A 25,574-nucleotide genomic window follows, 5' to 3' on the forward strand; every position below is an offset into this window, starting at 1 on the left:
CGCGGTCTGTACCCTCGATCAATCTGGGATGTTGCGGCAGCGAGCGCCAAGCTCTCTGCCGCAAAGTCCGTGGCGAAGTTTTTGAACAGAAGTGACGACCATGAAGATGATGAACACACGAGTGCATCAGCTGGGGCGCCGAATGAGCCAGCTGGCGGTGACCCTGGGTGCCGCCCTTGCCAGCCACGCGGCCTTGGCGGTGAACGACCTGCCGGGCGGTCCGGCGGTCAACCAGCTCAACCTGCATCCCCCGGTCACCAAGATCGCGTCGGAGCAGATGTGGCTGCACAACATGATGTTGTTCGTCTGCCTGGCGATCTTCGTCGCCGTGTTCGGCGTGATGTTCTATTCCATCTTCAAGCACCGCAAGTCCAAGGGCGCGGTGTCGGCCAACTTCCACGAGAGCGTCAAGGTCGAGATCGCCTGGACCATCGTGCCCTTCATCATCGTGATCGGCATGGCGCTGCCGGCCACCAAGGTGGTGGTGGCGATGAAGGACACCACCAATGCCGACCTCACCATCAAGGCCACCGGTTACCAGTGGAAATGGGGCTATGACTACCTGAAGGGCGAGGGCGAGGGCATCGGTTTCCTCTCCACCCTGGACGTGGCGCAGCGTGAGATGTCCAACTCGGGCAAGCCCGAGGCGGTGGACAACTACCTGCTGAAGGTGGACAACCCGCTGGTCGTGCCGGTCGGCAAGAAGGTGCGCATCATCACGACCGCCAACGACGTGATCCATGCCTGGATGGTGCCGGCCTTCGGCGTCAAGCAGGACGCGATCCCCGGCTTCGTGCGCGACACCTGGTTCCGCGCCGAGAAGGAAGGCGATTTCTACGGTCAGTGCGCCGAGCTGTGCGGCAAGGAGCACGCCTACATGCCCATCCATGTGAAGGTGCTGTCGGCCGCGGCCTACACCGCCTGGGTGGATGGCGAGAAGAAGAAGCTGGCCGCCAAGGCCGATGATCCGAGCAAGGTCTGGGAACTGCCCGCGCTGCTGGCGCGCGGCGAGAAGGTCTACAACGCCAACTGCGCGGCCTGCCACAAGGCCGACGGCAAGGGCGCCGGCCCGATCAAGCCGCTGGACGGCTCGCCCGTGGTGCTGAACGACGACAAGCTCAAGCAGGTCGCGGTGCTGCTGAATGGCCAGAACAACGGTGCCATGCCCTCGTGGAAGCAGCTCGGCGATACCGACATCGCCGCGGTGATCACCTACACCAAGAACAACTGGTCCAACAAGACCGGCCAAGTGGTGCAGCCCGCCGAAGTCGTGGCCGCGCGCAAATAATCATCGGACGTCAAAGAAGGAATCAACATGAGTGCTGTGCTTGACCATCACGGTCATGACGTTCATGACCACCACGATCACCATGCCCCGACGGGCTGGCGTCGTTGGGTGTTTGCGACCAACCACAAGGACATCGGTACCCTGTATCTGCTGTTCTCGTTCACGATGCTGATGATCGGCGGCATCCTGGCGCTGTGCATCCGCGCCGAGCTGTTCCAGCCCGGCCTGCAGTTCTTCAATCCCGAGCTGTTCAACCAGTTCACCACCATGCACGGCCTGATCATGGTGTTCGGCGCCATCATGCCGGCCTTCGTGGGCTTCGCGAACTGGATGATCCCGCTACAGATCGGCGCCTCGGACATGGCCTTCGCGCGCATGAACAACTTCAGCTTCTGGCTGATGATTCCTGCCGCCATCATGCTGGTGTCGTCCTTCTTCATGCCCGGCGGCGCCCCCGCCGCGGGCTGGACGCTGTACGCACCGCTGACCCTGCAGATGGGCCCCTCGATGGATGCCGGCATCTTCGCGATGCACATCCTCGGCGCCTCGTCGATCATGGGTTCGATCAACATCATCGTCACCATCCTGAACATGCGCGCGCCCGGCATGACGCTGATGAAGATGCCGATGTTCGCCTGGACCTGGCTGATCACCGCCTACCTGCTGATCGCCGTGATGCCCGTGCTGGCCGGTGCCATCACGATGACGCTGACCGATCGCCACTTCGGCACCTCGTTCTTCAGCCCCGCCGGCGGCGGCGACCCGGTGATGTACCAGCACATCTTCTGGTTCTTCGGTCACCCCGAGGTCTACATCATGATCTTGCCGGCCTTCGGCATCGTCAGCCAGATCGTGCCGGCCTTCGCCCGCAAGAAGCTGTTCGGCTACGCCTCGATGGTGTACGCGACCGCCTCGATCGCGATCCTGTCCTTCATCGTGTGGGCGCACCACATGTTCGCCACCGGCATGCCGGTGACGGGCCAGCTGTTCTTCATGTACGCCACCATGCTGATCGCCGTGCCCACGGGCGTGAAGATCTTCAACTGGCTGGCCACCATGTGGCGCGGTTCGATGACCTTCGAAGTGCCGATGCTGTGGGCCGTGGGCTTCATCTTCGTGTTCACGATGGGTGGCTTCACCGGCCTGATCTGCGCGATGGCGCCGATCGACATCCAGATCCAGGACACCTACTACGTCGTCGCCCACTTCCACTACGTGCTGGTGGCCGGCTCGCTGTATGCGCTGTTCGCCGGCGTCTACTACTGGGGCCCGAAGTGGACCGGTGTGATGTTCTCGGAGACGCGCGGCAAGATCCACTTCTGGGGCTCGCTGATCAGCTTCAACGTGACCTTCTTCCCGATGCACTTCCTGGGTCTGGCCGGCATGCCGCGTCGCTATGCCGACTACCCGCTGCAGTTCGCCGACTTCAACGCCATCGCCTCGGTGGGCGCGTTCTGGTTCGGCCTGATGCAGGTCTACTTCTTCCTGTTCGTGGTCATCCCGATGATGCGCGGCAAGGGCGAGAAGGCTCCGATGAAGCCCTGGGAAGCTGCCGAAGGCCTGGAATGGCAAGTGCCGTCGCCGGCGCCCTTCCACACCTTTGAAGAGCCGCCCAAGCTGGACGCCAGCGCCACCAAGATCATCGGCTGAGCACCATGGCCCTGACCCCCGAGCAACGCAAGAGCAACCGGCGCCTGGCCTTCATCCTGGCCTCGGTGGCGGCCGTGTTTGCGATCGGCTTCATGGCCAAGATCGCCTACCTGGGGTTCTGAACGCATGAACACACCGCGTTGGCATGTCAGCCAGATCCTGCGCCGGGACAACCGGCTCATGGTCGGCAAGCTGCTGGTCGTGGTGGGCCTGATGTTCGGCTTCGGCTATGCGCTGGTGCCGCTCTACCGGGCCGTGTGCACGGCCCTGGGCATCAACGTGCTGTCGCTCTCCGAGCGCCAGCATGCGGTGCGCGCCGAGGATGTGAAGAACACCCAGATCGACTACAGCCGCACCATCAGCATCGAGTTCGATGCGAATGCGCGCGGCCCCTGGGACTTCAAGCCCGCGGTGTCGCATCTGCAGGTGCATCCCGGCGAGCTGACCACGGTGATGTACGAGTTCCGCAATATCCAGAGCCGCACCATGTCGGCCCAGGCCATCCCCAGCTATGCGCCCAAGCAGGCGACGGCGCATTTCAACAAGCTGGAATGCTTCTGCTTCAACGAGTACACGCTCGCCGCGGGTGAAAGCAAGCAGTGGCCGGTGGTGTTCGTGATCGACCCCAAGCTGCCCAAGGATGTGAAGACCATCACCTTGTCCTATACCTTCTTCGAGGTGCCGGGCAAGAAGCAGGCCGAGCTCAAGAAGCCGGAGTCGCGCATATGAGCAAGGCGGGTGAGGATTTCAAGCAGGCGGTGGCCCGCAAGGGCAGCTTCCTGCAGACCATGAAGGCGGTGGCCTGGTCGTTTTTCGGCATCCGCAAGGGTGCCGGTTATGAGAAAGATGTGGCGCAACTCAATCCCGTGCATGTGATCATTGCCGGGGTGATTGGGGCGGCGCTGTTCGTGCTGGTGTTGGTGCTGCTGGTCAATTGGGTCATTGGCAGCGGCGTCGCCGGCAACTGATAAGCATTTGGTTTGAACTGCAAAGTTTGAAGTTCGAGGAGAGAAGCATCATGTCGGCTGCGACGACTCAGGGGAAGACTCCCTATTACTTCGTGCCCGGGCCCTCGCGGCATCCGGTGATGGCCGCCATCGGCCTGTTCTTCGTGATCCTGGGCGCTGGCCAGTGGATCAACGATCACCAATGGGGCGCCTACTCGCTGGCCTTTGGCCTGCTGTGGTGGGCCTTCGTGCTCAAGCAGTGGTTCGGCGACGCCATCCGCGAAAGCGAAGGCGGCCTCTACAGCGAGCGCATCGACGTCTCGTTCCGCTGGAGCATGGGCTGGTTCATCTTCTCGGAAGTGATGTTCTTCGCGGCCTTCTTCGGCGCGCTGTACTGGGCGCGCGTGCACTCGGTGCCGGCGCTGGGCAGCCTGGAGAACGCGCTGCTGTGGCCCGACTTCAAGGGCCTGTGGCCCAGCGTCGCGGCCGGCCTGACCGCCTCGCCCGCCGGCACCGTGGAAGCCTTCAGCACCGTGGGCCCCTGGCCCCTGCCGACGGTCAACACCGCGCTGCTGCTGACCTCGGGCGTGACGCTGACGATCGCCCACCATGCCCTGCTGGACGGTAATCGCAGCAAGACCATCGCCTTCATGTGGATCACCGTGCTGCTGGGCATCACCTTCCTGGTGGTGCAGGGCTACGAGTATTCGCATGCCTACCATGAGCTCAACCTCAAGCTGAGCTCGGGCGTGTTCGGCTCCACCTTCTTCATGCTGACCGGCTTCCACGGCTTCCACGTCTTCGTGGGCATGCTGATGCTGCTGTTCATCACCCTGCGCCTGCAGAAGGGCCACTTCACCAAGGACCGCCACTTCGGCTTCGAAGGCGCGGCCTGGTACTGGCACTTCGTCGACGTGGTGTGGCTGGGCCTGTACGTGGTCGTCTACTGGATGTGAGCATGGGGGCTGCTGCAGCCCCTGGCCATGCCAAAGCAAAAGCGCCGCATGCAGCGGCGCTTTTTTCGTTCTTTGCCAGCCCGGCTTCAGCGGCCGACCGGTATGCCGGTCGGCTGTATCCAACCCAGTGAGTAGCTGATCCAGATGAACAGGAACAGGGCGATCGACACGCCCACGCGCACCGCCAGCGCGCGCGCCATATTGGCGCCGCGCTGTTCCTTCCTGCCGTTCTTCAGCATGAACAGGCCGGCGGCCGCGAGGGCGCCGAGGATGCCGATGAAGGCGATCGCGAAGATGAATTTCATGGCCGGCATTATTCCCCATCATGGCTGAGGCAAGCCCGCTGCAACGCCGCCTGATCGTGCTGCTGGGCACGCTGCTGGGCATGGCCATCACCGCCGCGCTGGGCTTCTGGCAGCTCGACCGGGCGGCCCAGAAGCGTGCGCTCGAACAGGCCATCGCGCAGCGCGGCCAGCAGGCGCCGCTGGGCAATGCCGAGCTGCGCGGCGATGCGCAGCAGCTGCACCGGCGCGCGCAGTTGCGCGGCCATTGGCTGGCCGACAAGACGGTGTTTCTGGACAACCGTCCGATGGATGGCCGGGTCGGCTTCTTCGTCGTCACGCCGCTGCGGCTGGCGGGGCGCGCGGAGTCGCTGCTGGTGCAACGCGGCTGGGTGCCGCGCGACCAGGCCGACCGCACGCGCCTGCCCGCGCTGGCCACGCCGGCCGGCGAGGTGGAGGTCGAGGGGCGCTTGGCCGCGTCGCCCTCAAGGCTGTACGAGCTGGGCCAGGGCAGCGCCGGCGCGATCCGGCAGAATCTGGCACCCGATGCCTATGCGGCCGAGCTCGGCATCCCGCTGCTGCCGGCCGCGCTGCTGCAAACGCGGGCTGCGGCTGCCGACGATGGCTTGCTGCGCGACTGGCCGGCCCCGGCCGTCGACATCCACAAGCATTACGGTTACGCCTTTCAATGGTTCGCGCTCTGTGCGCTGCTTCTAGGTCTCTATGTCTGGTTCCAAGTCATCCGTCCCCGGCGCCGCCGCCCCATCGCCTGAGCAGGCCGACGCGCCGCTGTCCTTCACGGTGCACAGCCAGCCCCAGCCCGGCGCGATGGCCGGTGCCGCCAACGCGCAGCAGCGCGCCGGCCGCCTGCGCATGCTGCTGGTGGTGGCGGTGTGCGCCGCGCCGGTGCTGGCGTCCTACTTCACCTTCTACGTGCTGCAGCCGCGCGGCAAGGCCTATGGCGAGCTGATCACGCCTACCGTGGACCTGCCGCCCAGCCTGAGCCTGCAGGACCTGCGCGGCCAGCCGGTGCCGGCCGAATCGCTCAAGGGCCAGTGGTTGCTGACCCTGGTGCAGGATGCGCATTGCGACAGCGCCTGCGAGCGCCTGCTCTTCATGCAGCGCCAGCTGCGCGAGATGATGGGCAAGGAGCGCGACAAGATCGACAAGCTCTGGCTGGTGCCCGATGACCAACCGCTGCGCCCCGAGGTGCTTGCCGCCGTCAGTGCCGGCGTGCCGGTGACGGTGTTGCGCGCGCCGCGCGCCCAGATCCAGGCCTGGCTGAAGCCGGCCGAGGGCCATGGCCTGAACGAGCATCTGTTCCTGATCGACCCGATGGGCCGCTGGATGATGCGCTCGCCGGTGCAGCCCGACCCGTCCAAGGTCAAGAAGGACCTGGACCGCCTCATCAAGGCCAATGCCGGCTGGGACAAGCCCGGACGCTGATCGCCGCCGCCCCGCCTGCCATGAACGCCTTCGACTTCACCCCCTGGCTGCGCCTGCTGCTGCTGGGCACCCTGATCGGTGCTGGGCCGCTGCTGTGGTGGCGGCTGCGCCATCGCGGTGCCGGGCTGGGCCCGCGCCTGCGCGCGCTGACCCTGCTGACGCTGTTCCTCACCTTTGACCTGGTGCTGTTCGGTGCCTTCACGCGCCTGACCGACTCGGGCCTGGGCTGCCCGGACTGGCCCGGCTGCTATGGCAGCGCCTCGCCGCTGGGCGCCAGCGTCGACATCCACGCCGCCCAGACCGCCATGCCCAGCGGGCCGGTGACGCATGGCAAGGCCTGGGTGGAGATGATCCATCGCTACCTGGCCAGCGGGGTCGGCTTCCTGATCCTGGTGCTGTGTGTGCTGAGCTGGTGGCAGGCGCGGCGCGGCGCGGCGCGCCCGATCTCGCCCTGGTGGCCCACCGTCACCCTGCTGTGGGTGTGCATGCAGGGGGCCTTCGGCGCGCTCACCGTGACGATGAAGCTGTTCCCCGCCATCGTCACCCTGCACCTGCTGGGCGCCATGGGCCTCCTGATGCTGCTGGCCTGGCAGGCCGAGGCCTATGCGCCGCGGCCGCTGGCCTGGCCGGCCGGCGACCGCCTGGCCGCCTGGGCGCTGCTGGTGCTGGCGCTGGCGCAGGTCAGCCTGGGCGGCTGGGTCAGCACCAATTACGCCGTGCTGGCCTGCAGCGAGTTCCCGCAATGCCAGGGTCAATGGTGGCCGGCGATGGATTTCGAGCATGGCTTCACGCTGTGGCGCGCGCTGGGCGTGGGCCACGACGGTGGCTGGCTGCCGTTCGCGGCCCTCACGGCCATCCACATGAGCCACCGCATCGGCGCGCTGCTGGTGTTCGCGGCGCTGCTGGGGCTGGCTTGGCGCTGGCACCGCCGGCCGCTGTCCGAGGGCCCGCTGTGGGCGCGCCGCCTGCTGCTGGTGGCCGGCTGGCAGCTGCTCTCCGGCCTCTCCAACGTGGTGCTTGACTGGCCGCTGCTGGCCGCCCTGGCCCATACCGGCGGGGCCGCGGCCCTGCTGCTGATCCTGAGTTTCATGTTGGCGCGCCTGCACGCAGCGCAGCGCGCCGCTGCCCTACGATAGACGCTTCCCATGTCAACGACCCCCACCACCCTCGCTGCCCCCGGCGCGCCCTCGCGCTGGCAGCAGTTCTACCAGCTCACCAAGCCGCGCGTGGTGCAGCTGATCGTGTTCTGCGCGGTCATCGGCATGGCGCTGGCGGTGCCGGGCTGGCCCAGCGGCCCCGAGTGGGGCGTGATCCTGGCCGCCACCGTGGGCATCTGGCTGGTGGCCGGCGCGGCCGCTGCCTTCAACTGCCTGATCGAGCAGCAGATCGACTCGAAGATGAAGCGCACCGCCTGGCGCGCCACCGCCAAGGGCGAACTCAGCCGTGTCCAGACCCTGAGTTTCTCGGCCCTGCTGTGCGGCATCGGCTCGGCCATCCTGTGGGTGTGGGTGAATCCGCTCACGATGTGGCTGACCTTCGCCACCTTCGTCGGCTACGCGGTCATCTACACCGTGATTCTCAAGCCGATGACGCCGCAGAACATCGTCATCGGCGGCGCCTCGGGCGCGATGCCGCCGGTGCTGGGCTGGGCGGCGCTGCGCGGCGAGGTGGGCCCCGAGGCGCTCATGCTGTGCCTCATCATCTTCCTCTGGACGCCGCCGCATTTCTGGGCGCTGGCGCTCTACCGCACCGAGGATTACCGCAAGGCCGGCCTGCCCATGCTGCCGGTCACGCATGGCTCGGAGTTCACGCGGCTGCAGGTCTTTCTCTACACCTGGATCCTGCTGGTGGCCACGCTGCTGCCCTTCCTCACCGGCATGAGCGGCTGGATCTATCTGGCCAGTGCGCTGGCCCTGGGCCTGGGTTTCTGCGCCTACGCCTTCAAGCTCTGGCGCCAGTATTCGGACGAGCTGGCGCGCGCCACCTTCCGCTTCTCCATCCTCCACCTGTCGCTGCTGTTCGCGGCGCTCTTGCTGGACCATTACCTGATGCCCTGGATCGCCTGAGATGCAACGCAACACCACGAGACGACTGTTCCTGGCGGCCCTCAGCGCGCTGACGCTGGCGGCCTGCGACCAGATCGGGGGCGCGGCCAAGCCCGCCTTCCGCGGCGTGGACCTGAGCGGCGCCAGCTATGCCCGCCAGCTGAGCCTGCCCGACCAGGATGGCAAGCCGCGCAGCCTGGCGGACTTCAAGGGCAAGGTGGTGGTGGTGTTCTTCGGCTACACCCAATGCCCCGATGTCTGCCCGACCACGCTGGCCGAACTGGCCCAGGTGAAGAAGTCGCTGGGCGCGGATGGCGAGCGGGTGCAGGGCGTGTTCATCACCGTCGACCCCGAGCGCGACACGCCGGAACTGCTCAAGCCCTATATGACGAGCTTTGACCCGAGCTTCGTGGCCCTGCGCGGCAATGCCGAGCAGCTCAAGGATGCGGCGCGCGAGTTCAAGGTCTATTACGCCAAGGTGCCGGGCAAGACGCCCGAGAGCTACACCATGGACCACACCGCCGCCAGCTTCATCTTCGACACCCAGGGCCGGGTGCGCGTGTTCGCCCGCTACGGCGCCGGCGCCCAGGCGCTGGCCGACGACATCAAGCTGCTGCTGAACGAGCGCTCGTAAAGACAAAGGCCCCTCGCGAGGGGCCTTTTGCATGGGGAAGGGCGATCGGCTCGCTCAGGCCGTTTCGGCCAGGGCCTTGCGCATCTTCTTCATTGCCGCCACCTCGATCTGGCGGATGCGCTCGGCGCTGACGCCGTATTCGGCCGCCAGGTCATGCAGGGTCATGCCGCCGCTGCTGTCGTCGTTGACCTTGAGCCAGCGCTCTTCGACGATGCGACGGCTGCGCTCGTCCAGCACCGCCAGGGCGCGCGAAATGCCGTCACCGGCCAGCGCGTCGCGCGAGCGGCTTTCCAGCACGCGCGTCGGCTCCTGGCTGTCGTCGGCCAGGTAGGCGATGGGGGCGAAGCTCTCGCCGTCGTCATCGGTCTGGGGCTCCAGGGCCACGTCGCCACCCGCCATGCGGGTCTCCATCTCCAGCACTTCCTCGCGCTTGACGTTGAGCTCGCGGGCCACATGGTCCACCTGGGCTTCGGTGAGCGTGTTGCGGTGCGTCTGGCCCTCGGCGGCGTCTTCCTTCAGGCTGTGCTTCATCGAGCGCAGATTGAAGAACAGCTTGCGCTGTGCCTTGGTGGTGGCCACCTTGACCATGCGCCAGTTGCGCAGGATGTACTCGTGGATCTCGGCCTTGATCCAGTGCATGGCGTAGGACACCAAGCGCACGCCCTGGTCGGGGTCGTAGCGCTTGACGGCCTTCATCAGGCCCACATTGCCCTCCTGGATCAGGTCGCCCTGGGGCAGGCCGTAACCCATGTACTGGCGCGAGATCGACACCACCAGGCGCAGGTGCGAGAGCACCAGCCGGCCGGCGGCTTCCAGATCGCCATGCTCGCGCAGGCGGCGCGAGAAGGACTGCTCCTCCTCGGGGGTCAACAGGGGCAGGCGGTTGACGGCGCTGATATAGGCATCCAGATTGCCCAGCGAGGGCAGCAGCGCCCAGGGGTCGCGTACTTGCAGTGCAGTGGCGTTGGACATCATGCTCATGGCTTTCTACCTCTCCCAGCCGCTATGGCTCGACGTCCATAATATTAGCACTCATGGCGAATGAGTGCTAAAGGCCACCGAGAAGCAAATTTTCTCAGCTATTTCGACGCCTCCAGCGAGGGTGCGCGCTAACTTTCTGCGCGGCAACCGGCCTCAGATCAGTCGATCAGACCGAAATCCGGGCTGCCCACCATGCCTTCGATGTCGAGCAGGATCAGCATGCGCTCGCCGACCTTGCCCAGGCCGGTGACGAAGCGGGTGTCGATGGCGGCACTCACCTCGGGCGCCGGCTTGATGGCGTCGGCACCCAGTTCCAGCACGTCCGACACCGAGTCCACCACCACCCCGACCACGCGCGAGCAGACGTTCAGCACGATGGAGACGGTGAAGGCGTTGTACTCCGCCGGGCTGCCAAGGCGCAGGCGCAGGTCCACGATGGGCACGATCACGCCGCGCAGATTCACCACGCCCTTGACGAAGGCGGGTGCGTTGGCGATGCGGGTGGGCGCCTCGTAGGAGCGGATCTCCTGCACCTTCAGGATGTCGATGCCGTATTCCTCGGCGCCGATGCGGAAGGTCAGGAACTGCCGGCTGGCAAAGGACTTGTGATCGTCGGCGAGCGTCAGCGCTTGGTTGGGGCGGGTGGCCAGTTCGGTAGAGCTCATGGGGCGAAGGCTTGGGATGGTTCGATGGTTGGACGCGCTGCCCGCTATTGTGCCTAGCCGGGCCGGGCCTGCCGCGGCAATAAACCGCGGCGGCCCGGCCATTGTGCTCAGTCCGCGGCGCTGGACATGGCGCCGGCGCTGGCGGGCAGGTCGAGCACAAAGCTCGCACCCTGGCCCGTCGCGCTGCGGACCGTCAGGCTGCCGTTCATCGCTTCCACCAGGCGCTTGCAGATCACCAGGCCGATGCCCGTGCCCTCGGCCTGGCTGAGCTCGCGCCCGAGCCGGTTGAAGGGCTGGAACAGCTGGGCCTGCTGCGCCTCGCTGAGGCCCAGGCCGGTGTCGGCCACGGTGATTTCGATGCGCTCATCGCCCAGCGCCCGGCTGCTCACCCGCACCTGGCCCTGCGGGTGGTTGTACTTGACGGCATTGCTGAGCAGATTGGTGAACACCTGCTTGAGGCGCGTGGCATCGGCGTAGACCTGCTGCGCGTCGGCCGCCAGTTCCACGCTGTAGGCAATGCCGCGCTTGGCGGCGTCGGCTTCCAGCATGGCCCAGGTCGACGCCAGCAGCGGTTCCAGCGCCTGCGGGGCCAGCTCGAGCTTGAGCGCGCCGGTCTCGATGCGCGACCAGTCCAGGGTCTCGTTGATCATCTCCAGCAGATGCCAGCCGGCCGCGCGTATCTGCGCCAGCCAGCCGCGCTGCTGCTCGCTGAGCTGCTGCTCGCCGCCCAGTTCCAGCAGCTGGGTGAAGCCCAGCATGGCGTTGAGCGGGGTGCGCAATTCATGGCTGATGCGCGAGAGGAACTCGTTCTTGGCCTGGTTGGCGGCCTCGGCGGCGCTGCGGGCGCGCTCCAGCTCGCGCAGCCTGAGCTGGTCGGTGACGTCTTCCACCACGCCCACCAACCGGAACGGCTCGCCGCGGGCATCGCGCTGCATGCTCACCAGGGCGCGCACCTGCACGATCTGCCCGAACTTGGTGATGTAGCGCTTGTTGCGGCGATAGCTGTCGATCTCGCCCCGCAACAGGCTGCGGCCCAGGCGCAGGTCTTCGGCGCGGTCGTCCGGATGGGTGATGGCGATGCTGGAGCGCTGCATCAGCTCCGCGCTGCTGAAGCCCACCAGGCGGCAGAAATAGGGGTTCACCTGCTGCGGCACGCCGCGCAGATCGGTGAACACCAGCCCGACCGCCGCGTGTTCGAAGATGTTGCGAAAGCGTTCCTCGCTGGCGTGCAGGGCCTCGGCCGCGCGCTCGCGTTCCTGCACCTCGCGGCGCAGCTCGGCGGTGCGCTCGGTCACCAGGTCGGCGATGCGCTTGGCGCGACCGGTCACGGTCAGCAGCAGGGCACCCAGCAGGGCCGTGCTGATCAGGCCGACCACGGCGAACAGCAGGCTGCCCATGCCGTCGTGGCTGGGCATGGGGCCGGCGGCCCAGGCACGCAATTCCCAGGCCCGGCCGGAGAACTGCAGCTTGTGCACGCGGCTCAGGGGTGGCAGCGTCTGCGCCGCGCAGCCCGGCTTGCCGGCCAGCAGCGGCCGGGCGGTGTGCGGGTCGGTATCCACCAGGCAGAAGGCCAGGTAGGGTGCGCTGGCACGCACCACGGTGTCGAGCACCTGGTCGGGGCGGATGGTCGCGAACACCATGCCGCGCAAGGCCTGCTGGCGCAGCGCCTGATTGTCCGGCTCACCCGGCTCGCCCGCATAGACCGCCTGGTACAGCACCACGCCGGTGTTGTCGGCGCTGTCCTGCGAGAGCCGGAAGCCGGCGGTGGCCGCGGGCAGGCCGGTGCGCGCGGCGTGGTCGAGCGCGGGGCGCGCCTGCGGAATCGCGCGGATGTTCACGCCCAGCGCGCTGGCATTGCGTTGCAGGGGCTCGATCAGGCGGATCGCCAGCTTGTCCTCGTCGGTGGCGATGCGCAGATCGCCCGCGCGCTGGCGCTCATGTACCCGATAGTCGGCCAGGCCGTCACGGCGGGCCGCCGCATCGAAGGCCGCCAGCTCGCTGGGGCCCACCCTGGCCGCCCAACCCAGCGCCAGCAGGCGGCTGCCGGTGGCCAGCCGCGCCACGCTGCCGCGTTCGAACTCGCGCCGGTTCAGGTTCGGGTAGATGCTGAACAGCACCTGGTTGGCTGCCAGCGCCTGCAGCGGCTCCTGCAGCGCGGTCTCCAGCGCGTTGGCGGCCGCCAGCGCATCGCGCTCGAAGGCCTGGCGCTGGCCCTGTGTCTCCCAGCTGATCACCTGGGAGGTGGCCAGCACCATCAGCAGGGTGGCGGCCAGCATCGGCAGGGCCACGCTGATGCGCCGCGGCGCCCAGGTGGCACGCGGCTGGCCGATCAGGGTGAGGGTGATGGGCGCACCGATCAGTACGCCCAGCGTGTCGCCCACCCACCAATGGCCCCAGGTGGAGGGCAGCTGCGCCAGCGTGGCCGCGCCATTGAGCCACAGCGCTGCCGCGCCCATGCTCGGGCTGATCAGGCAGGACAGGCCGGCCCCCAGGGCGTAGAACAGCGCCAGGTCGCGCGGCTCGGTCAGGCTCAGCTCTTCCGGGTCCGCGCCGCGCAGGCGCTGCACGGCCCAGGCGCCCACCCAGGCCTGCAGCCCAGCGCCCACGCCGATCAGCGCCGGCCCCAGCAGCGAGGGATGGCCGCGCTCCATCGCCAGCAGCACATTGGCGGCAAAGGAGCCCAGCACCACCGCCGGCACCATGCGCCAGCCCCAGCACAGCAGCGCGGCCAGCGCCAGGCCCGCCGAAGGGTAGAGCGGGGTGGCGTAATTGGGCGGCAACGCCAGGCGCAGCGCCAGCACGCTGATGAGGGCGTAGGCCAGGCCCAGCAAGAGGCTGCGCAGGGCCCAGGTGAGGAACGGAGGCGGCATGAAGAAGGGGAGGGCTCGGTGGCAGGGCGGTGCCACTGCGCCATGAGCCTAATGCAAAAACGCCCGGCGCCAGAAGACTGAACGGGCCGGGCGTTTGACTGTCGGCATGGCGCGACGCCATGCGAAAGGACGGTGTCAGACTAGACGTTGAAGAGGAAGTTCAGCACGTCGCCATCCTTGACGACATAGTCCTTGCCCTCGGCGCGCATCTTGCCCGCGTCCTTGGCGCCCTGCTCACCCTTGTAGGCGATGAAGTCCTCGTAGGCGATGGTCTGGGCGCGGATGAAGCCGCGCTCGAAGTCGGTGTGGATCACGCCGGCCGCCTGCGGTGCGGTGTCGCCCTTGTGGATGGTCCAGGCGCGCACTTCCTTCACGCCGGCGGTGAAGTAGGTCTGCAGGCCCAGCAGGCTGAAGCCGGCGCGGATCAGGCGGTTCAGGCCGGGCTCGTCCTGGCCCATCTCGGCCAGGAACATGGCCTTGTCCTCGTCCTCCATCTCGGAGAGCTCGGCCTCGGTCTTGGCACAGATCGCCACCACCGGGCCGTTCTGGGCCGCGGCGTATTCCTTCAGGCGCTCCAGGAAGGGGTTGTTCTCGAAACCGTCCTCGGCCACATTGCCCACGAACATCGCCGGCTTGGCGGTGATCAGGCACAGCGGCTTGAGGATGGTCAGCTCCTCCTTGCTGAAGTCGATGCCGCGCACCGGCTTGGCCTGGTCCAGCGCGGCCTGGCATTTCTCCAGCACCTTGACCAGCGCGATCGCTTCCTTGTCGCCGGCGCGCGCCACCTTGTTGTAGCGGTGCAGGCTCTTCTCCACCGTGCCCAGGTCGGCCAGGCAGAGTTCGGTCTGGATCACCTCGATATCGGAGATCGGATCGACCTTGCCGTTCACGTGGATGACGTTGGGATCCTCGAAGCAGCGCACCACGTTGACGATGGCGTCGGTCTCGCGGATGTGCGAGAGGAACTGGTTGCCCAGGCCCTCACCCTTGGAGGCACCCGCCACCAGACCGGCGATGTCCACGAATTCCACGATGGCGGGCAGGATGCGCTCGGGTTGCACGATCTCGGCCAGCTTCTGCAGGCGCGGATCGGGCAGTTCCACCACGCCCACATTGGGCTCGATGGTGCAGAAGGGATAGTTCTCGGCGGCGATGCCGGCCTTGGTCAGCGCATTGAAAAGAGTGGACTTGCCCACATTGGGCAGGCCCACGATGCCGCATTTGAGGCTCATGAGGGACGCTTTCGAAAGGGGCCAAGCAGGAAGGAGCAGGCTGGCCGGGAGGCAAAGGCGGTATTTTAGTCGGCTTGCCTACAATGAGCTCCATGGAACGATTTGACATCCTGGTGCGCGGCAGCGGTTGCGTCGGGCGGGCGCTGGCGCTGGCCTTGGCGGCGCGTGGTCTGCGCGTGGCCCTGCTGGGCCAGCCCGAGCCCAGCGGCGCGTCGGCGGCGCCGCGCGAGGACGTGCGCACCTATGCGCTGAACGCCGCCTCGGTGGCCCTGCTGCGCGAGCTGCGCGTCTGGGACGCGCTGCCGGCCGACGCGGTGTCTGCCGTCTACGACATGAAGGTGCGCGGCGATGCCGCCGGCGCGCTGCTGGAGTTCAGCGCCTGGCAGCAAGGCGTGCGCGAGCTGGCCTATATCGTCGACGCCGCCGCGCTGGAGGCCGAGCTCGCCACCGCGCTGCGCTTCTCGCCCCATGTGCGCCTGGTCGATGCGCCGGTGCCGGCCGAGTTGCAGGCCTTGTGTGAAGGGCGCGACTCGGCCTCGCGCGCGGTCCTGGGCGTGCGCTTCGACGTGCATGCCTATGGCCACAGCGCGATTGCCGCACGCCTGCGCGCCAGCCAGCCGCACCAGGGCGTGGCCCACCAATGGTTCCGTTCGCCCGATGTGCTGGCGCTGCTGCCCTTCGAGCGGCCCGAGCCCGGCTGTTCCTACGGCCTGGTCTGGTCGCTGCCCAAGCAGCGCGCGGATGAGCTGATGGCGGCCGGCACGGCGGAGTTTGAAGCCGCCCTGCTGGAAGCCAGCGGCGGCGCGGCCGGCACGCTCACGCTGGCCAGCCAGCGCAGCGCCTGGCCGCTGAGCCTGGCGCGCGCCGAGCCGGTCTGCGGCCCCGGCTGGGTTCTGCTGGGCGATGCCGCCCATCTGGTGCACCCGCTGGCCGGCCAGGGCCTGAACCTGGGCCTGGCCGATGTGGCGGCGCTGGCCAGCGTGATCGCCGCGCGCGAGCCCTGGCGTCCGCTGGGCGACGAGCGCCTGCTGCGCCGCTATGTGCGCCGGCGCCAGTTCGACACCTGGGCCATGGGCGAGCTGACCGATGCCTTGCTGAAGGGCTTTGCCAGCGAGGCGCCGGCGCTGCGCGGCCTGCGCAACCAGGGCCTGAGCCTCCTCAATCAAATCGGCCCGCTGAAGCGCTGGCTGACCTCCAGGGCGCTGGGCGCCTGAACCGCCCTCGCACCGATTCTCTACCGAGCACCACCATGAAGCTTTCCCTGATTTGCACCGCCGCGCTGGCGCTCGCGCCCCTGCTTGCCCATGCCAACGAGGCCCTGATCCGCAAGAGCCTGGGCGAACGCCTGGTGGGCGCGCCCAAGATCGACGAGGTCAAGCCCTCGCCCATGCCCGGGCTGTGGGAGATCCGCATCGGCAACGAGATCCGCTACACCGATGCCACCGGCCAATACCTAATCGAGGGCGAGTTGCTGGACCTGAAGGGCCGCCGCAACCTCACCGAGGAACGCGTGGCCAAGCTCACCGCGATCGATTTCGCCAACCTGCCGCTGAAGGACGCCATCGTCTGGAAGACCGGCAATGGCAAGCGCCGCATCGCGGTGTTTGCCGATCCGAACTGCGGCTACTGCAAGCGTTTCGAGCGCAGCCTGCAGGACGTCAAGGACCTCACCGTCTACACCTTCGTGATCCCCATCCTGGGCGGCGACTCGCCCGAGAAATCGCGTGCCGTCTGGTGCGCCAAGGACCAGACCAATGCCTGGCGCAACTGGATGCTGGAAGGCACGCCGCTGCCCAAGCCGGGCGCCGAGGCCTGTGACGCCAGCGCCATCGACCGCAACCTCGCCTTCAGCCGCAAGCATCATGTGAACGGCACGCCGGCGGTGATCTTCGAAGACGGCACGCGTGCCCCCGGGGCGCTGAGCGCCGAGCAGGTCGAGCGCCGCCTGCAATCCATCAAGTCCTGAACCACCCGCGGATCCGCCCCTCATGCCTGCTGCTGTATCCGGCAACCTGCCCTTGAATCCCGTCGCGCTGCGGCTCGGCTACCTGGGCCTGCTGCCCTTTGTGTTCGGCGCGCTGCTGGTCTGGCTGGTGCGCGAGGATGCCCATCCCTATGTGACGGCCGCGCTGTCCGCCTACGCGGCCGTGGTGATCTCCTTGCTGGGTGGCATCCACTGGGGCCTGGGCTTCCGGCAGAGCATTCCATCGCCGCAGCCCTTCGTCTGGGGCGTGGTGCCGGCGCTGATCGCCTGGATCGCGGTGGTGATGCCGCCCTATGCCGGCCTGGTGGTGCATGGGGTGATGCTGATCGCCTGCTATGCAGTGGACCGCCGCAGCTATCCCGCACTGGGCGCCAGTGCCTGGCTGACGCTGCGCTTCCGGCTCAGCGGCGTGGCGGCGCTGAGCTGCTTCCTGGGGGCGGCCGGTAGTTAGGGCCTGCTAACACTGCGCTTGCCCGATGCGTTGCCACCAGAACAGCCGTGAACTAGGCGCAAACCGAAGCCGGGGTCGCTCCCCCGGCGAGGCTTTGCAACGACGTGCACGGCTGTTCTGGTGGCAACCCGAAGGGAACGGGGCTGGCAGGGCCCATCTCGTCGTTGAACTCCTTGCCCAGGCAGAAAGCCTGGGCAGCGTCGTCCGCCTAGACCTGGGCCCTGCCGGCCCCGTTCGCACGGGCAAACGCAGTGTTAACAGGCCCTGAGATGATCCACTACAAGATCGAGATTGCCGACGCGCAAGCGCATCTGTACCGCGTCACCCTGACGGTGACCGCGCCGTCCGCCGAGCAGGCCTTCAGCCTGCCGGTGTGGATTCCGGGCAGCTATATGGTGCGCGAGTTTGCACGCCACCTGAGCGGCCTGCGCGCGCGCCAGGGCCAGCGCGAACTGCCGGTGCATCAGACCAGCAAATGCGCCTGGCAGGTGCGCTGCAGCGGCCGTGCCGCGCTGGTGCTGAGCTACCAGGTCTATGCCTTCGACACCTCGGTGCGTGCGGCCTTTCTCGATGCCCAGCGCGGTTTCTTCAACGGCACCAGCCTGTGCCTGCGCGTGCATGGGCGCGAGGGCGAGCCGCATGGCATCGACCTGGCCGGCCTGCTGCCCGGCTGGCAGGTGGCCACCGGCATGCGCGCGGGCCGCGGCAAGGCCAGCTACGAGGCGGCCGACTACGACGAACTGGTGGACCATCCCTTCGAGCTCGGCAAGTTCTGGCGCGGCCAGTTCAGCGCCGCCGGCGTGCCGCACGAGTTCGTGGTGGCGGGTGCCTATCCCATCCTCGACGGCGATCGCCTGCTGCGCGACGCCCAGCGCATCTGCGAGGCCCAGATCGATTTCTGGCACGGCGCCCATCCGCCCGGCAAGCGCGCCGGCAAGCCGCCCGGAAAACCGCCTTTTGAGCGCTACGTGTTCCTGCTCAACGCGGTGGACGACAGCTACGGTGGCCTCGAGCACCGCGCCAGCACGGCCCTGATCGCCGCGCGCCGCGACCTGCCGCGCCTGGGCCAGACCGAGCTGAGCGAGGGCTATGTGCGCCTGCTGGGCCTGATCAGCCACGAGTATTTCCACACCTGGAACGTCAAGCGCCTGCGGCCCGATGTGTTCGCTAGCTTCGACTACGGCCAGGAGAACTACACCCAGCTGCTGTGGTTCTTCGAGGGCTTCACCTCCTATTACGACGAGCTGTTCCTAGTGCGCAGCGGCCTGATCGATGAGGCCCGCTACCTGAAGCTGATTGCCGGTACCTTCAGCGGCGTGCTGGGTGCGCCCGGGCGCAAGCACCAGAGCGTGGCGCAGTCCAGCTTCGACGCCTGGGTCAAGTACTACCGCCAGGATGAGAACACCCCCAACGCGGTGGTGAGCTACTACACCAAGGGAGCCATGGTGGCGATGGCGCTGGACCTGGCGCTGCGCAGTGCCGACAAGCCGCGCGCTCAAGCAAATGCCGGGCCGTCCCAAGTTTGCTTGTCCCCCTCGGGGGGCGGGGAGGGCGCAGCCCGGAACTCGGGGCCGTCAAGTCTCGACGCGGTGATGCGCCTGCTGTGGCAGCGCAGCGGTGGCGGCCCGATCGGCGAGGCCGACATCATGGCCGCCGTGACCGAGCTGGGCGGTGCGGCGCTGGCGCAAGACCTGACCCTGTGGGTGCATGGCACCGACGATCTGCCGCTGCCGGCGCTGCTGGAGCGCTTCGGCCTACGCTGGGCGGCCGACAAGCCCAGCCTGGCGCAGCGCATCGGGCTGCGCGTGTCCGAGAACGGCAGCATCGTCGTCAAGCAGGTGCTGCAGGGCTCGGCCGCGCTGGCCGCCGGTTTCTGCGCCGGCGACGAGATCCTGGCCTGCAATAGCTGGCGCCTGCGCAAGCTGGAAGACGCGCTGCTGGGCCTGCAGCCCGAACGGCTGACGCACATGGAATGGCTGGTGGTGCGCGACCAGCGCGTGCTGATGCTGCTGCTGCAGCTGCCCACCGGCGAGGCCGCCGCCACGCCGGTGGCGCTGAGCCCTGCGGCCAAGGCGCCGGCGCGCGCGCTGAGCCTGCGCCGGGCATGGCTGGGCGGCTGAAGCCGAGGCCTCGGCGGCAGCATCGACTGGCTTGGATGGGCCTGTTGGCCGGCGTGCTGCTGGCCCATCTCTGGCTGAGCGAGCAGGTGGTCCGGCTGCAGCAGGGCTGGCGTGCGCCGACCGAGGCGATGCCGCCGCGCCTGCAGGCCGCGTTCGTGCGCGAGCTGCGGCCCGCGACGCCTACCCGGCCGGCGGCCCGCGCGCGCGCGCTGGCGCCACGGCCGACGCGTTTTGCGGCCGCGCCGGCGGCCTTGCCTCTGCTGCCACCCCCGGCGCCCGAGCCGCTGCCGGCCATGCCCGCACTGCCCCCGCTCGCCGCGGCGCCCGCGCCGGCGGCATCTGCATCGTCATCAGCCGCTGCGTTTGAGCCCGGCCCCGAATGGCCCGCTTCCACCCAACTGGACTACCGCCTGCTGGGCAACTACCGCGGCGAGGTGCATGGCAGTGCCCAGGTGCAGTGGTTGCGCCAGGGCAGCCGCTACCAGGTGCATCTCGACGTGGCGATAGGCCCCAGCTTTGCGCCGCTGATCTCGCGCCGCATGAGCAGCGAGGGCGAGCTCACGCCGCAGGGCATCGCGCCGCGCCGCTACGACGAGGACACCCGCATCCTGTTCAGCGAGCGCCGCCGCATCACCCTGCAGTTCGAGGGCGAGACGCTGCAGTTTCCGAATGGCCGGCGCGAGGCTGCACCGGCTGGCGTGCAGGACACGGCCAGCCAGTTCGTGCAGCTCACCTGGCTGTTCCTGACCGGCCGCGAGGCCTTGCAGCCGGGGCGGGTGGTGGAGCTGCCGCTGGCCCTGCCGCGGCGGCTCTACCGCTGGCGCTACGAGCTGCTGGGCGAGGAAGAGCTGGAGACCCCGCTCGGCCCCCTCAAGACCTGGCACCTGCGCCCGACGGTGCAGAACACCAGCGGCGACCTGAAGGCGGAGGTGTGGCTGGCGCCCGCCCTGCAATACCTGCCGGTGCGCCTGCGCATCGTGCAGGACGAGCAGACCTATGTGGACCTGATGCTCAAGCAGGCGCCGCTGCAGGAAGCCCAGCCGGTCGCCCAGCCTATAGTTCAGCCCCAAGCAGATCCCCCATCCAAGGAGTCCCCATGAGCTACGAATGCATCCTGACCGAAACGCGCGGCGATGGCGCCCGCAAGACCGGCCTGATCACCCTGAACCGCCCCAAGCAGCTGAATGCGCTGAACGACCAGCTGATGGACGAGCTGGGCCAGGCCCTGCTGGCCTTCGATGCCGATGACAGCATCGGCTGCATCGTGCTGACCGGTTCCGAGCGTGCCTTTGCCGCCGGCGCCGACATCCCGACGATGGCGCCGCACACCTTCATCAGCGCCTTCAAGAGCGGCCTGATCTCGAAGAACTGGGAAACCATTCTGCAGGTGCGCAAGCCGGTGATCGCCGCGGTGGCCGGCTTCGCGCTGGGCGGCGGCTGCGAGCTGGCGATGATGTGCGACTTCATCATCGCCGCCGATAGCGCCAAGTTCGGCCAGCCCGAGATCAAGCTGGGCATCATCCCGGGCGCCGGTGGCACCCAGCGCCTGCCGCGCGCGATCGGCAAGAGCAAGGCCATGGACATGCTGCTCACCGCGCGCATGATGGATGCGGCCGAGGCCGAGCGCGGCGGCCTGGTGTCGCGCGTGGTGCCGGCGGATCAGCTGCTGACCGACGCCCTGGCCGCGGCCGAGACCATCAATGGCTTCAGCGGCCCCTCGGTGATGCTGATCAAGGAGCTGGTGAACCTGGCCTACCAGGGCCCGCTGAAGGATGGCGTGGCGGTGGAGCGGCGCTATTTCCACGCCCTGTTCGGCACCGAGGACCAGCGCGAAGGCATGGAGGCCTTCCTCGCCAAGCGCCAGCCGGGTTTCCAGCATCGTTGACGCAGCTTGGGTGTCATTCGTCATATTCCAAAAGATTCTTGGTTAAACAGGAATAGTCTTTTGCGATTTGACTAGTGTTTTCCCTAGGGCGGAGTCCCTACAGTTCGTTCCATGGACCCGGCGATAGGCGCCACGGTTCAAGTCAACGAACCCCAAGGACCCCGTCATGAACAAGCTCTCTACGATCTCCGTCGCTCTCGTGCTGGCCGGTCTGGCCGTCGCCTCCGGTGCCAATGCCCAAAGCAAGACGCGCGAACAAGTGCTGGCCGAACTGCAGCAGGCCCGCGCCAGCGGCGAGCTGGCCCAGCGTGCCGCCGAGATGGAAGGCGTTGGCGCCCTGGCCGCACCGGTGAATGCGCCGAAGGCCCACACCCTGAGCGCCAGCGAAGCCGTCAAGCCGGCCACGCTGCCCGCCGCTGCCCCCGTCAAGGGCAAGACCCGCGCCGAGGTGGTGGCCGAGCTGCAACGTGCCCGCGAAACCGGTGAACTGGAAGAGCAGTTCTCCGAAGGCGGCCCCGGCTACTTCGCGGTGACGCGTGGCATCAGCGGCACCCCGGTGCTGGCCGGCAAGTAAACCGGCGCCACCCCGCCTTGATCACGCCCCGCTGTTCGCGGGGCGTGTCTCATTGGGGCCGGCATATGCTTCAATGCGGGTCGGCCTGGCCGCTTTGGCGGCATGGTTGGCCGCATCGTGCGAGGGAACCGTGGCAGACGACGATCTCCTGTATTTTTCCGACGAAGACACGCCGGCTCGGGACGAGCGCCTGACGCCCTGGGTGGTGTTGGTGGTGGACGACGAGCCCGGCGTGCACGAGGTCAGCGCCCTGGTGCTGGCCGAGCTGGCGCTCGACGGCCGCGGCGTCAGTCTGCTGCATGCCCAGAGTGCGCGTCAGGCCGAGGCCATGCTGCGACAGCGCGACGACATCGCGGTGGTGCTGCTGGACGTGGTGATGGAGACCGAGACCGCGGGCCTGGACCTGGTGGCCCGCATACGCCGCGAGTCGCGCAGCCCGCGCGCGCGCATCGTCATCCGCACCGGCCAGGCCGGCAGGCTGTCCGAGTACGAGGTGCTGCGCCAGCACGATGTCAACGAGTACTGCCAGAAGACCGATCTGACCGACCGCCTGCTGAACCGCGTCTGCCTGCTGGCCTTGCGCAACTACCGCGATATCCTGTCCGCCGGCGGCTGCTTGTCGCCGGCCTGACGAATGATGCAAGGAGCGCCGCATGAACAACACCCTGGCTGCCAGCGCCGGACCCGAGCGGCTGTTCTCGGTCGATGAGGGGCGCGCGCTGGCCGAGGCGGCGCTGCGCTCCATCACCCTCAGCACCTCGCGCGTCAGCGGCGACGAATTCTTCCGCGTGCTGGTGCGCGACCTGGCCAAGGCGCTGGACGTGCATTACGTGATCGCCGGCGAGCTGTGCAGCGTGCAGGGCAGCGAGGCCGCCCGCACGCTGGCGGTGTGGGCGGGCAGCGACTTCATTCCCAACATCACCTATGGCCTGGACGGCACGCCCTGCCAGAACGTCAGCTGCCAGGACATGTGCTTCCACCCCAGCGGCGTGCAAGCCGAGTATCCGCAGGACCAGCTGCTGGTGGACATGGGGGCGCAAAGCTATATCGGCATGCCCATGGTCAGCACCGAGGGCAAGACCCTGGGCATCCTGACGGCGATGGACGTGCGGCCGATGGACGAAGGCAAGCGCCTGCTGGCGCTGTCGCTGCTGTCCATTTTTGCGGCGCGCTGTGCGGCCGAGCTGCAGCACCGTGCGCGCGAGGCCGAACTGGAGGCCCTGGTGGCGCGGCGCACGCGCGCGCTGGAGGAGGCGCGCGCGCACCTGGTCGAGCATGAGAAGCTGGCGGCCCTGGGCGGGCTGGTGGCGGGCGTGGCGCATGAGGTGAACACGCCGATCGGTGTCGCCATCACCTCCTCATCCGGCCTGCGGCGCTTTGCCGGCGAGATCACCGAGATGCTGGCCAGCGAGAAGGTATCGCGCAGCCGGCTGGCCACGCTGTCCTCGCAGATTGCCCAGTCCGCCGAACTGGTGGAGCGCAATCTGCAGCGCGCGGCCGAGCTGATCGGCAATTTCAAGAACCTGGCGGTGGACCAGAGTTCGGAGGAGGTGCGCGAGTTTGTGCTGGCCGACTACCTGGAGGCGCTGGTGACGGCCCACCATGCCGAGATCAGCAAGCATGAGGCCCGCATGCAGCTGCAGGTGCCGCCCGGGCTGCGCGTGCGCATGGCCGCCGGCATGCTGGCGCAGATCACCTCCAACCTGCTGATGAACGCCCTGATCCATGGCGGCCGCCCGGACCTGCTGCTGAGCCTCGCGGTGCAGCAGCAGGGCGATGGCCTGCGCTATGTGTTCGAGGACAACGGCGTGGGCGTCACGGCCGAGCTGCGTTCGCGCATGTTGGAGCCCTTCTTCACCACCCGCCGCGGCGAGGGCGGCAGCGGGCTGGGCTTGCACATCGTCTACACCCTGGTGCAGCGCCTCGGCGGCAGCCTGACGCTGGAAAGCGAGCCGGGGCAGGGGCTGCGCGTCAGCCTGCTGCTGCCCGGCGTGGTGGCCTCATGATTCCCGGCGCAGCGCCGGGAACAGGATCACGTCGCGGATGCTCGGCGAGTCGGTGATCAGCATCATCAGCCGGTCGATGCCGATGCCGCAGCCGCCGGTGGGGGGCATGCCGTATTCCAGCGCGCGGATGAAGTCGGCGTCGTAGAACATCGCCTCCTCGTCGCCGGCATCCTTGTTGGCCACCTGGGCCTGGAAGCGCGCGGCCTGGTCTTCGGCGTCGTTCAGCTCCGAGAAGCCGTTGGCGTACTCGCGGCCGGTGATGAAGAGCTCGAAGCGCTCGGTGATCTTGGGGTTGGTGTCGGAGGCGCGCGCCAGCGGCGAGACCTCCACCGGGTAGTCGATGATGAAGGTGGGCTGCCAGAGCTTTTCTTCCACCACCGCCTCGAACATGCCGAACTGCAGCTCGGCCAGGGTCCAGTGCTTGGGCGGCTCCTCGCCCAGCGCCTTCAGCTTGGCATGCAGCGCGCTAGCGTCATCGGCCTCGGCGGCCGAGAGGCCGGCATGGGCGATGAGCGAGTCGCGCACCGACAGGCGGGCGAAGGGCTGGTCCAGGTGCACTTCCTTGCCCGCATAGCTGACGCGCGCATTGCCGGTGGCGGCGCGCGCGGCGTGGCGCAGCACCTCCTCGGTGAAGTCCATCAGATCATGGTGCGTCCAGTAGGCCGCATAGAACTCCATCATCGTGAACTCGGGGTTGTGCCGGACCGAGATGCCTTCGTTGCGGAAATTGCGGTTGATCTCGAACACGCGCTCGAAGCCGCCCACGATCAGGCGCTTGAGGTAGAGCTCGGGCGCGATGCGCAGGTACATCTCCTGGTCCAGCGCGTTGTGGTGGGTGATGAAGGGCTTGGCGTTCGCGCCGCCCGGGATCGGGTGCAGCATCGGCGTTTCCACTTCCAGGAAACCATGCTCCACCATATGGCTGCGGATCGAGGACACCGCCTTGGAGCGCGCCACGAAGCGGGCGCGCGCCTGCTCGTCGGTGATCAGGTCCACATAGCGCTGGCGGTACTTCTGCTCCTGGTCGCTCATGCCGTGGAACTTGTCCGGCAGCGGGCGCAGGCTCTTGGTGAGCAGGCGCAGATTGCTGACGCGCACCGACAGCTCGCCCGTCTTGGTGCGGAACAGCGTGCCCTCGGCACCGACGATGTCGCCCAGATCCAGGTGCTTGAAGGCCTCGTAGCTTTCCTCGCCCACGCCGTCCTTGGTGACGAAGAGCTGGATGCGGCCGGTGGCGTCCTGCAGGGTGCCGAAGCTGGCCTTGCCCATCACGCGCTTGAGCATCAGGCGGCCCGCCACGCTCACCGCCACCGCCTGCGGCTCGAGTTCCTCGTTGGCCAGCGCGCCATAGCGCTGCGCCAGCGGCAGGGCGCGGTGCTGGGGCTTGAAATCGTTGGGGAAGGGGACGGCGGTCTTGGCGCGCAGGGCGGCCAGTTTCTCGCGGCGTTCGGTGATCAGCTGGTTTTCATCCTGCGCGGCAGGGCTGTGGTGGGGGGCGGCGGGGCTGTGCTGGGTCATCGCGTCAACTCATTGAATTGGCGGCGATTTTAGGCGGTGCG

At 67.8% G+C, this 25,574-nt stretch carries 26 protein-coding genes; 20 read left to right on the forward strand and 6 right to left on the reverse strand.

What is annotated here, in order from left to right:
- Positions 1-109: 109 nt before the first annotated feature.
- The 6 genes from coxB to PFX98_RS13410 are packed head-to-tail and all read left to right on the forward strand — an operon-like array spanning position 110 to position 4,841.
- Positions 110-1,288 (forward strand): cytochrome c oxidase subunit II, encoded by a 1,179-nt coding sequence (gene coxB / locus PFX98_RS13385; RefSeq protein WP_425334699.1) that lies wholly within the window; start codon positions 110-112, stop codon positions 1,286-1,288.
- 27 nt (positions 1,289-1,315) lie between these two features.
- A complete protein-coding gene (ctaD, locus tag PFX98_RS13390; protein WP_285230999.1) occupies positions 1,316-2,938 on the forward strand; it encodes a cytochrome c oxidase subunit I in 1,623 nt (540 codons plus the stop codon).
- A gap of 5 nt (positions 2,939-2,943) precedes the next feature.
- Positions 2,944-3,060, forward strand: coding sequence for a cytochrome oxidase small assembly protein (locus PFX98_RS13395; protein WP_285231000.1), 117 nt, complete (start codon positions 2,944-2,946; stop codon positions 3,058-3,060).
- Between the two features lie 4 nt (positions 3,061-3,064).
- On the forward strand, positions 3,065-3,667 hold the full coding sequence (locus PFX98_RS13400) for a cytochrome c oxidase assembly protein (protein WP_285231001.1): 603 nt from the start codon (positions 3,065-3,067) through the stop codon (positions 3,665-3,667).
- Positions 3,664-3,906, forward strand: coding sequence for a DUF2970 domain-containing protein (locus PFX98_RS13405; RefSeq protein WP_285231002.1), 243 nt, complete (start codon positions 3,664-3,666; stop codon positions 3,904-3,906). The genes PFX98_RS13400 and PFX98_RS13405 overlap by 4 nt, the downstream gene beginning before the upstream one ends.
- Positions 3,907-3,956: 50 nt before the next feature.
- Positions 3,957-4,841 (forward strand): cytochrome c oxidase subunit 3, encoded by an 885-nt coding sequence (locus PFX98_RS13410; protein WP_285231003.1) that lies wholly within the window; start codon positions 3,957-3,959, stop codon positions 4,839-4,841.
- 86 nt (positions 4,842-4,927) lie between these two features.
- On the opposite strand, the gene PFX98_RS13415 is transcribed toward PFX98_RS13410, so the two are convergent.
- Complete coding sequence (locus PFX98_RS13415) at positions 4,928-5,146, reverse strand: DUF2909 domain-containing protein (RefSeq protein WP_285231004.1); 219 nt, start codon at positions 5,144-5,146, stop codon at positions 4,928-4,930.
- 20 nt (positions 5,147-5,166) lie between these two features.
- On the opposite strand from PFX98_RS13415, the gene PFX98_RS13420 reads away from it, so the two are divergent.
- From PFX98_RS13420 to PFX98_RS13440, 5 genes are read left to right on the forward strand one after another with little or no spacing between them, the layout of a single operon-like run.
- Positions 5,167-5,895: an SURF1 family protein gene (locus tag PFX98_RS13420; protein ID WP_285231005.1), complete on the forward strand. Its 729-nt coding sequence runs from the start codon at positions 5,167-5,169 to the stop codon at positions 5,893-5,895.
- A 28-nt stretch (positions 5,896-5,923) separates the two neighbouring features.
- Positions 5,924-6,568, forward strand: a complete 645-nt coding sequence (locus PFX98_RS13425) for an SCO family protein (protein WP_342399151.1) — start codon at positions 5,924-5,926, stop codon at positions 6,566-6,568.
- 20 nt (positions 6,569-6,588) lie between these two features.
- Positions 6,589-7,704, forward strand: coding sequence for a COX15/CtaA family protein (locus tag PFX98_RS13430; protein ID WP_285231007.1), 1,116 nt, complete (start codon positions 6,589-6,591; stop codon positions 7,702-7,704).
- A gap of 9 nt (positions 7,705-7,713) precedes the next feature.
- A complete protein-coding gene (gene cyoE, locus PFX98_RS13435) occupies positions 7,714-8,634 on the forward strand; it encodes a heme o synthase (RefSeq protein WP_285231008.1) in 921 nt (306 codons plus the stop codon).
- A gap of 1 nt (position 8,635) precedes the next feature.
- Complete coding sequence (locus PFX98_RS13440; protein ID WP_285231009.1) at positions 8,636-9,247, forward strand: SCO family protein; 612 nt, start codon at positions 8,636-8,638, stop codon at positions 9,245-9,247.
- Between the two features lie 54 nt (positions 9,248-9,301).
- Here the strand turns inward: PFX98_RS13440 and rpoH are convergent, their stop codons facing one another.
- The 4 genes from rpoH to ychF form a co-directional block, all read right to left on the reverse strand.
- Positions 9,302-10,222 (reverse strand): RNA polymerase sigma factor RpoH, encoded by a 921-nt coding sequence (gene rpoH, locus PFX98_RS13445; protein ID WP_425334700.1) that lies wholly within the window; start codon positions 10,220-10,222, stop codon positions 9,302-9,304.
- Positions 10,223-10,386: 164 nt separating this feature from the next.
- Positions 10,387-10,893, reverse strand: a complete 507-nt coding sequence (locus PFX98_RS13450; protein ID WP_285231011.1) for a chemotaxis protein CheW — start codon at positions 10,891-10,893, stop codon at positions 10,387-10,389.
- 107 nt (positions 10,894-11,000) lie between these two features.
- Positions 11,001-13,763, reverse strand: coding sequence for a CHASE domain-containing protein (locus PFX98_RS13455; protein ID WP_285231012.1), 2,763 nt, complete (start codon positions 13,761-13,763; stop codon positions 11,001-11,003).
- 140 nt (positions 13,764-13,903) lie between these two features.
- Positions 13,904-14,995 carry a redox-regulated ATPase YchF gene (gene ychF, locus PFX98_RS13460; RefSeq protein WP_285231013.1) on the reverse strand — a complete coding sequence of 364 codons (1,092 nt, stop codon included), beginning with the start codon at positions 14,993-14,995 and terminating at the stop codon, positions 13,904-13,906.
- A 92-nt stretch (positions 14,996-15,087) separates the two neighbouring features.
- Between ychF and PFX98_RS13465 the strand changes: the two genes are divergently transcribed.
- The 9 genes from PFX98_RS13465 to PFX98_RS13505 all read left to right on the forward strand — a co-directional run bounded on the left by PFX98_RS13465 (position 15,088) and on the right by PFX98_RS13505 (position 24,015).
- Complete coding sequence (locus PFX98_RS13465) at positions 15,088-16,209, forward strand: FAD-dependent monooxygenase (protein ID WP_285231014.1); 1,122 nt, start codon at positions 15,088-15,090, stop codon at positions 16,207-16,209.
- 35 nt (positions 16,210-16,244) lie between these two features.
- Positions 16,245-16,961 (forward strand): DsbC family protein, encoded by a 717-nt coding sequence (locus PFX98_RS13470; RefSeq protein ID WP_285231015.1) that lies wholly within the window; start codon positions 16,245-16,247, stop codon positions 16,959-16,961.
- 22 nt (positions 16,962-16,983) lie between these two features.
- Positions 16,984-17,430 (forward strand): DUF3429 domain-containing protein, encoded by a 447-nt coding sequence (locus PFX98_RS13475; protein WP_285231016.1) that lies wholly within the window; start codon positions 16,984-16,986, stop codon positions 17,428-17,430.
- 269 nt (positions 17,431-17,699) lie between these two features.
- Complete coding sequence (locus PFX98_RS13480) at positions 17,700-19,550, forward strand: M61 family metallopeptidase (RefSeq protein ID WP_285231017.1); 1,851 nt, start codon at positions 17,700-17,702, stop codon at positions 19,548-19,550.
- 35 nt (positions 19,551-19,585) lie between these two features.
- Complete coding sequence (locus PFX98_RS13485; RefSeq protein WP_285231018.1) at positions 19,586-20,650, forward strand: DUF3108 domain-containing protein; 1,065 nt, start codon at positions 19,586-19,588, stop codon at positions 20,648-20,650.
- The gene (locus tag PFX98_RS13490) at positions 20,647-21,435 is read left to right on the forward strand and encodes an enoyl-CoA hydratase (protein WP_285231019.1); all 789 of its coding nucleotides are present in this window, start codon (positions 20,647-20,649) and stop codon (positions 21,433-21,435) included. The genes PFX98_RS13485 and PFX98_RS13490 overlap by 4 nt, the downstream gene beginning before the upstream one ends.
- A gap of 166 nt (positions 21,436-21,601) precedes the next feature.
- Complete coding sequence (locus PFX98_RS13495; RefSeq protein WP_285231020.1) at positions 21,602-22,009, forward strand: DUF4148 domain-containing protein; 408 nt, start codon at positions 21,602-21,604, stop codon at positions 22,007-22,009.
- A 130-nt stretch (positions 22,010-22,139) separates the two neighbouring features.
- Positions 22,140-22,640: a response regulator gene (locus PFX98_RS13500; RefSeq protein ID WP_285231021.1), complete on the forward strand. Its 501-nt coding sequence runs from the start codon at positions 22,140-22,142 to the stop codon at positions 22,638-22,640.
- A 22-nt stretch (positions 22,641-22,662) separates the two neighbouring features.
- Positions 22,663-24,015, forward strand: coding sequence for a sensor histidine kinase (locus tag PFX98_RS13505; RefSeq protein WP_285231022.1), 1,353 nt, complete (start codon positions 22,663-22,665; stop codon positions 24,013-24,015).
- Here PFX98_RS13505 and lysS read toward each other — a convergent pair.
- Entirely contained in the window at positions 24,010-25,533 is a 1,524-nt protein-coding gene (lysS, locus tag PFX98_RS13510) for a lysine--tRNA ligase (protein ID WP_285231023.1), read from the reverse strand. The two genes, PFX98_RS13505 and lysS, sit on opposite strands and share 6 nt — an antisense overlap.
- Between the last annotated feature and the right edge of the window lie 41 nt (positions 25,534-25,574).

Source organism: Paucibacter sediminis, assembly GCF_030254645.1.
GTDB classification, from domain to species: Bacteria; Pseudomonadota; Gammaproteobacteria; order Burkholderiales; family Burkholderiaceae_C; genus Paucibacter_B; species Paucibacter_B sediminis.

What these genes read in the sequence shown, in the direction of transcription:
- PFX98_RS13405 (WP_285231002.1), top strand. Translation starts at nt 3,664, where the DNA reads ATGAGCAAGGCGGGTGAGGATTTCAAGCAGGCGGTGGCCCGCAAGGGC.
- PFX98_RS13490 (WP_285231019.1), top strand. Translation starts at nt 20,647, where the DNA reads ATGAGCTACGAATGCATCCTGACCGAAACGCGCGGCGATGGCGCCCGC.
- PFX98_RS13505 (WP_285231022.1), top strand. Translation starts at nt 22,663, where the DNA reads ATGAACAACACCCTGGCTGCCAGCGCCGGACCCGAGCGGCTGTTCTCG.
- PFX98_RS13475 (WP_285231016.1), top strand. Translation starts at nt 16,984, where the DNA reads ATGCCTGCTGCTGTATCCGGCAACCTGCCCTTGAATCCCGTCGCGCTG.
- rpoH (WP_425334700.1), bottom strand. Translation starts at nt 10,222, where the DNA reads ATGATGTCCAACGCCACTGCACTGCAAGTACGCGACCCCTGGGCGCTG.
- coxB (WP_425334699.1), top strand. Translation starts at nt 110, where the DNA reads ATGAACACACGAGTGCATCAGCTGGGGCGCCGAATGAGCCAGCTGGCG.
- PFX98_RS13420 (WP_285231005.1), top strand. Translation starts at nt 5,167, where the DNA reads ATGGCTGAGGCAAGCCCGCTGCAACGCCGCCTGATCGTGCTGCTGGGC.
- cyoE (WP_285231008.1), top strand. Translation starts at nt 7,714, where the DNA reads ATGTCAACGACCCCCACCACCCTCGCTGCCCCCGGCGCGCCCTCGCGC.
- PFX98_RS13495 (WP_285231020.1), top strand. Translation starts at nt 21,602, where the DNA reads ATGAACAAGCTCTCTACGATCTCCGTCGCTCTCGTGCTGGCCGGTCTG.
- ychF (WP_285231013.1), bottom strand. Translation starts at nt 14,995, where the DNA reads ATGAGCCTCAAATGCGGCATCGTGGGCCTGCCCAATGTGGGCAAGTCC.
- PFX98_RS13450 (WP_285231011.1), bottom strand. Translation starts at nt 10,893, where the DNA reads ATGAGCTCTACCGAACTGGCCACCCGCCCCAACCAAGCGCTGACGCTC.
- PFX98_RS13465 (WP_285231014.1), top strand. Translation starts at nt 15,088, where the DNA reads ATGGAACGATTTGACATCCTGGTGCGCGGCAGCGGTTGCGTCGGGCGG.
- PFX98_RS13430 (WP_285231007.1), top strand. Translation starts at nt 6,589, where the DNA reads ATGAACGCCTTCGACTTCACCCCCTGGCTGCGCCTGCTGCTGCTGGGC.
- PFX98_RS13395 (WP_285231000.1), top strand. Translation starts at nt 2,944, where the DNA reads ATGGCCCTGACCCCCGAGCAACGCAAGAGCAACCGGCGCCTGGCCTTC.
- PFX98_RS13480 (WP_285231017.1), top strand. Translation starts at nt 17,700, where the DNA reads ATGATCCACTACAAGATCGAGATTGCCGACGCGCAAGCGCATCTGTAC.
- PFX98_RS13410 (WP_285231003.1), top strand. Translation starts at nt 3,957, where the DNA reads ATGTCGGCTGCGACGACTCAGGGGAAGACTCCCTATTACTTCGTGCCC.
- PFX98_RS13470 (WP_285231015.1), top strand. Translation starts at nt 16,245, where the DNA reads ATGAAGCTTTCCCTGATTTGCACCGCCGCGCTGGCGCTCGCGCCCCTG.
- PFX98_RS13415 (WP_285231004.1), bottom strand. Translation starts at nt 5,146, where the DNA reads ATGAAATTCATCTTCGCGATCGCCTTCATCGGCATCCTCGGCGCCCTC.
- PFX98_RS13455 (WP_285231012.1), bottom strand. Translation starts at nt 13,763, where the DNA reads ATGCCGCCTCCGTTCCTCACCTGGGCCCTGCGCAGCCTCTTGCTGGGC.
- ctaD (WP_285230999.1), top strand. Translation starts at nt 1,316, where the DNA reads ATGAGTGCTGTGCTTGACCATCACGGTCATGACGTTCATGACCACCAC.
- PFX98_RS13440 (WP_285231009.1), top strand. Translation starts at nt 8,636, where the DNA reads ATGCAACGCAACACCACGAGACGACTGTTCCTGGCGGCCCTCAGCGCG.
- PFX98_RS13400 (WP_285231001.1), top strand. Translation starts at nt 3,065, where the DNA reads ATGAACACACCGCGTTGGCATGTCAGCCAGATCCTGCGCCGGGACAAC.
- lysS (WP_285231023.1), bottom strand. Translation starts at nt 25,533, where the DNA reads ATGACCCAGCACAGCCCCGCCGCCCCCCACCACAGCCCTGCCGCGCAG.
- PFX98_RS13485 (WP_285231018.1), top strand. Translation starts at nt 19,586, where the DNA reads ATGGGCCTGTTGGCCGGCGTGCTGCTGGCCCATCTCTGGCTGAGCGAG.